4 protein-coding genes are annotated in these 5,401 nt (G+C 48.0%); all 4 read right to left on the reverse strand.

The genetic code is table 11. The features are described 5' to 3' along the window. Positions 1-781, reverse strand: a 781-nt coding sequence (locus ACMJ0U_RS05315; protein ID WP_417128657.1) for a DUF4858 domain-containing protein, incomplete at its 3' end; no start/stop codon positions are given. 13 nt (positions 782-794) lie between these two features. Then, the gene (locus ACMJ0U_RS05320) at positions 795-1,328 is read right to left on the reverse strand and encodes a C40 family peptidase (RefSeq protein ID WP_417128659.1); all 534 of its coding nucleotides are present in this window, start codon (positions 1,326-1,328) and stop codon (positions 795-797) included. A gap of 179 nt (positions 1,329-1,507) precedes the next feature. Further along, positions 1,508-4,327 (reverse strand): M16 family metallopeptidase, encoded by a 2,820-nt coding sequence (locus ACMJ0U_RS05325; protein ID WP_417128661.1) that lies wholly within the window; start codon positions 4,325-4,327, stop codon positions 1,508-1,510. Positions 4,328-4,353: 26 nt separating this feature from the next. After that, positions 4,354-5,301 carry a thioredoxin-disulfide reductase gene (gene trxB, locus ACMJ0U_RS05330; protein ID WP_417128663.1) on the reverse strand — a complete coding sequence of 316 codons (948 nt, stop codon included), beginning with the start codon at positions 5,299-5,301 and terminating at the stop codon, positions 4,354-4,356. Positions 5,302-5,401 lie beyond the last annotated feature (100 nt).

The following is a 5,401-nucleotide window of genomic DNA, read 5'->3' on the forward strand; positions in this document are numbered from 1 at the left end:
CTTCTTTTATGGTATCGGGTTGAGGTTCCGCTTGTTTCTTTACGGAGTCGGGAACGGCGTAAATGGGCAGGAGAGGGGCTCCTGAAAAAGTCGGCTGAAAAGTGAGCAGTGTCTGAGTGCTATCGGCCGCCTGCTTCTTACGGAGCTGACGGTAGAAGTTCGGCACTTTCATGCTGTCGGCAGCAGTGGGCTGATAGTCGGCATAGGTTTTCCAGGCATTGGCATGCTTGCGGTTGTGTGCCAGCATGCGTCCACGACGGGTCATGTTGTCATAGATAAAGCCCATGAAGTCGAGTCCGCCGATGCCAATGCCTACGCCTGCAGAGCCTCCCACACTTTCATACATTCGTCCGGTAGAAGGTACAATGCTGCGTCCGTATTCATCCTTAAACACGCGATTAGGATTCAGTGTCCAGGAGATTTCCCACTGCTTGGGCCGTCCGGCCACCAGTACATCGTATACAGGGTCTTCTCCGAAACGCGTCCAGATGGTATAGGGCTCCATACGGACATAGCTTTCCGGTTTCCACACTTTGGTAGTATCAATCAAGCTGCGGGGTACTTTCAGGTCGACCTTGAAGTCCATCCACTTTTTATCCAGTGGGGCTTCCAGCGGTTTGTTCTCCTGCTTGGGCAGCGGGTTAAAATCGAATTGAATCATTTTCACTGCATCCATGTTGAGTTGCAGTTCTTTTTCCTGTTGCTGGCTCATGGCGGGCAAGATGCCGACCGTACATAGAATCAGAGTCAGCCGGTATGATAGATGTAAAGAGTAGTTCATGCCGTGTGCGTGTTTATAATCCTTTTACTCGTCCGCCCTGCATCCAGCACTTGCGATAGTAAGGCTCTTCCAGCCGGCTGACAATGACGCCGGAGCTGGTGCTGGCATGCACGAATTTTCCGTCTTTCAGGTAAATGCCTACGTGGTTGGCGACGCGTTTACGCCGTCCGTTATGAAAGAACACCAGGTCGCCTTCCTGTAGCTGGCGCTTGGATATTTTTCGGCAATCTTCTGTCCGCTGGGCATCGGAATTGCGTTGTAGTTTCTTGTGGTACACTTTTTTATAGACAGCTGCCGTAAAGCCTGAACAGTCCGTTCCCCGGTGAGTGGTTCCCCCGTGACGGTAGGGCACTCCAATCCAGTCGGCCACTTCCACGTAAAGGCGATGATTGTCGTCGGCATCAATGTCCATTTCCAGTCGCACTGCTGCACGCGCCAGTTCGCGGTAATCCACGCGCGGAGCACGTGTGCCACACGAGGACAGCAAAAGTGTGCACACCGCGAACAGCATGCACACTGAAAAACGAGTGAAGCGGTATCTGTACATAGTGGTTTGTTTTGAACAAATGTACATATTATCCTCGTTACATGGATAGGTACTTAGGGTATTTTAGAACCTGTTGAAGATTGTTTCATTTTGTTTTTTCTGTAGGATACAGAAAAAAACAGCGTCTTTCCCGTTTTCGGGAGAGACGCTGTCTGTATAAGTTGGTTATCTATGGTATATTATTTCTGTACCGGAGAACTCATGCTGACTTCCACTTCGTTCTTCTGTCCGAAGAAGGTCTTGGCAAAAGCTTTCAGGTCGTCACCGCTGATAGCATTTACTGTGGCTTCGTATCCGGTATTCATATCCAGATTTTCCCAGTAGTACGTGTTCAGGATATTCATCCAGTAACCGTTTTCTTTCTGGTTCTGCTTGTAAGTCTTCAGCATGTATTCCTTCACCTTGCTCAGGTCTTCGCTAACCGGACCTTTTTCGATGAATTCCTGAATACCTTCGTTAATCAGTTTCACCATTTCTTCACGACGGTTCGGGTCAGTATCGAAGTATACCTGGAAGGCACCTTTTTCTGTCGGATACTTGCTCAGGCTTCCGTTACAGCTTACACCGTATGTACCACCGGCATCTTCACGTACGGTACGCAGGTAAACCATGTTCAGCAACTGACCAAGCATGTTCATCTGCAGGTTATTCTTCAAATCATACTTGCAGTCGCCTGAGTAAACCATCAGCACAGTAGCTTTCGGAGTTTCCAGTTCCTTCACAAAGTTGTTTTCAAAATGTCCCTTGCGGATGGCCATACCTGTATCGCGGAATTTTTCATTTCGTTTGGTAGCAGGCAGTGCACCTAAATACTGTTCGATAAGCGGAGTAGCTGTTTTTGCATCTACGTTACCTACCAGGATGAAGGTAAAGTCGCTGGCATCCGCAAAACGGTCTTTGTAGAGTTCCATTACTTTGTTGTAATCAATCTTATCGAGCATATCGGCTTTCATAGACAATGCACGCGGATGACGGTTATAGAGCGCTACGTTGATAGAGTCGCTGAAAGCTGTCATCGGATTGGCTTCCTGGTTAGCCAGAGCAGCCTTGTTACGTGTGATGAAAGAAGTGAAGGCTTCCTGGTCCATACGTGGCGCAGTGAAGCGCAGGTAAGTCAGCTGCAGCATGGTTTCCAAATCCTTCGGAGAGCAGCTTCCTGACAATCCTTCTGAATAGGTGTTGACCATCGCGCTGGCTGATGCCATCTTTCCAGCCAATACTTTGTCCAGGTCTACAGAATTGAAGTTACCCAGTCCACCCAATGAAGCAATCTGGCTGATCAAAGCGAACTGCAATACATCTTTATCGTTGAACAAAGAAGTTCCACCCGGACTGAAGGCCTGCATGCGTACTTCGTCGGCCTTGAAGTCTGTCGGTTTCAGAATGACACGCACACCGTTGCTCAGTGTCAGGATAGTAGAACCGAACACACCCTGTTCTGTTTTCACTACCTTTCCGGCCTGCGGTTTTTCCTTTATCAGCGGTTCATCGGATACCTTATCTTCATACGGAGTAAGCTTTTCTGCTTTCACCTTGTCGAGCACGGCTTTCAGCTCTGCTTCCGTCGGATATTTCATACCTTCTTTTTCCGGACAGAACACGCTCAACACGATGTTTTTCTCTGTGATAAGCTGTTTCATTACCTGATTGACAGCTTCCACCGGAATGTTCGGCACAATCTGGTTCATGATAGCATATTCATTTTCAATGCCCGGAATCGGTTCATTGTCGATGAAATGACGAACGTATTCATTTACGTAGCTTGCATTGCGCTGTTTGTTGCGCTCGTTGTAAGCAGATTCCAGTCCGCGCAGGTAATCAGCTTTCGCACGGGCATATTCGCTGGCTGTGAAACCAAACTGACGCACGCGTTCAATTTCGCGCATCAAAGTTTCTGTAGTCTGGAAGATACCGTCTTCCTTGGCTGCAGCAAAAGCACTGAAGGCTCCCTTTGTCTTAGCTACCAGATAGTCGCCATCCTGCACACCGGCTTCGATGAACGGTGGATTAGCCTGCTGAGTCAACTCATTCAAACGGCTGTTGAGCATGCTTTCAATAGAGGAAATCATGTAGTTCATTACCAGATAACCCATGTTGTTCTTCTGGTCGTTAGGCACTGCATCGTGCTTGTGGAACAGATATACGATGGGCACCTGCTGCTCCTTGTCCTTAGCCACGGTAATGATAGGTTCCTCATTGTCGGGCACAGGGAAGTAGGTACGTTCTGCAGCATTGGCCGGCATTTCAATCGGAGAGAACAGCTTCTTGATTTTTGCTTCAATGCTGTCCACATTGATGTCGCCCACCACAATGATACCTTGCTGGTCCGGACGGTACCATTTTTCATAATAGTCTCTCAAGGCCTGGTAAGGGAAGTTGTCTACCACTTCCATCGTTCCGATAGGCAGACGGTAGGCATACTTGCTGTCTTTGTACATGGCAGGGAATACCTTTTCATACATACGCATCATGGCTCCTGTGCGTGTACGCCATTCTTCGTGGATGACCCCGCGTTCCTTATCGATTTCTTTCGGGTCAAGGGTCAGGTCATTGGCCCAGTCATGTAAAATCAGCAAACAGGAATCCACGATTCCGTCACGGATAACTGGCACGTTGGAGATGTTATACACGGTTTCATCTACTGACGTATAAGCGTTCAGGTTGGCTCCAAACTTCACACCGATAGTTTCCAGATATTCACGAAGCAGGTTGCCGGGGAAGTGAGTGGTTCCGTTGAAGCACATGTGTTCCAGGAAGTGTGCCAGACCACGCTGGTTGTCTTCTTCCAGAATGGAGCCTACTTTTTGCGCAATGTAGAAGTCAGCCTGATTGTCGGGCAACTCATTGTGGCGGATGTAGTAGGTCAATCCGTTTTCTAACTTACCGATACGTACGTTGGGATCGGTCGGGATAGGCGGCATTTGCTGGGCGAATGCGGTCATCGCACCTCCCACTAAAATTACCGCTGCAAAAGTTCTTTTCAATTTAAAAACTTTCATTGCAATTTTATTTAGGTTGTGAGTAATCAAAGAAGTCCGTTGGCAGACAAATAGCGTTCTGCCTCAATGGCTGCCTTACATCCGCTTCCGGCTGCTGTAATGGCCTGGCGATAATGCGGATCGGCTACGTCGCCTGCTGCAAATACGCCTGGAATGCCGGTACACGGTGTATTGCCTTCGGTGATGATATAACCAATTTCGTCAGTTCTCACCCACGGCTTGAAAATGTCGGAATTAGGCTTGTGACCAATGGCCAGGAAAAAACCGTCGATAGCCACATCGTAGCGTTCTTCATCGGCTTCACCCATACGTTTCACCACGTGCATGCCTTCTACACCGTTGTCGCCGAACAGGCCTACAGCATTGTGCTCAAACAATACGGTTATGTGCGGATGGTTCATCACACGTTCCTGCATGATTTTGGAAGCACGAAGGAAGGGTTTACGCACTACGAGATAGACTTTACTGGCCAGTCCTGCCAGGTACACGGCTTCTTCACAAGCTGTATCGCCACCGCCCACTACGGCCACGGTTTTCTTACGGTAGAAGAATCCGTCGCAGGTAGCACAAGCACTTACGCCCATACCTGCGTACTTCTTTTCGTCTTCTAGTCCCAAGTATTTAGCTGTAGCGCCAGTCGAGATGATGACAGTGTCGGCAGTGATTTCTTTTTCATCATCCACTACAAAAGTGTAAGGAGCCTTGCTTAAATCCGCTTTAGTCACAATACCATTGCGAATGTCGGCACCAAAACGTTCGGCCTGTCTTTTCAGGTCATCCATCAACACCGGGCCTGTTACACCATCCGGATAGCCGGGAAAGTTTTCTACTTCAGTGGTTGTAGTAAGCTGGCCACCTGGTTGTATTCCTTCATAAAGCACGGGAGAAAGATTGGCACGGCTGGTATAAATAGCAGCTGTATATCCTGCAGGTCCTGATCCGATGATCAGACATTTTACATGTTCTTTTGCCATAAATCTTGGAATAAAGTTTGTCTTAATTGAGTAATTGTAAAGCAAAAGTATATATTTTTTAGGATAATCCTTTCACATGCATAGGGATTTTTTGAAAATA

It is taken from the genome of Phocaeicola sp., from assembly GCF_048170425.1.
Classification (GTDB): Bacteria; Bacteroidota; Bacteroidia; order Bacteroidales; family Bacteroidaceae; genus Phocaeicola.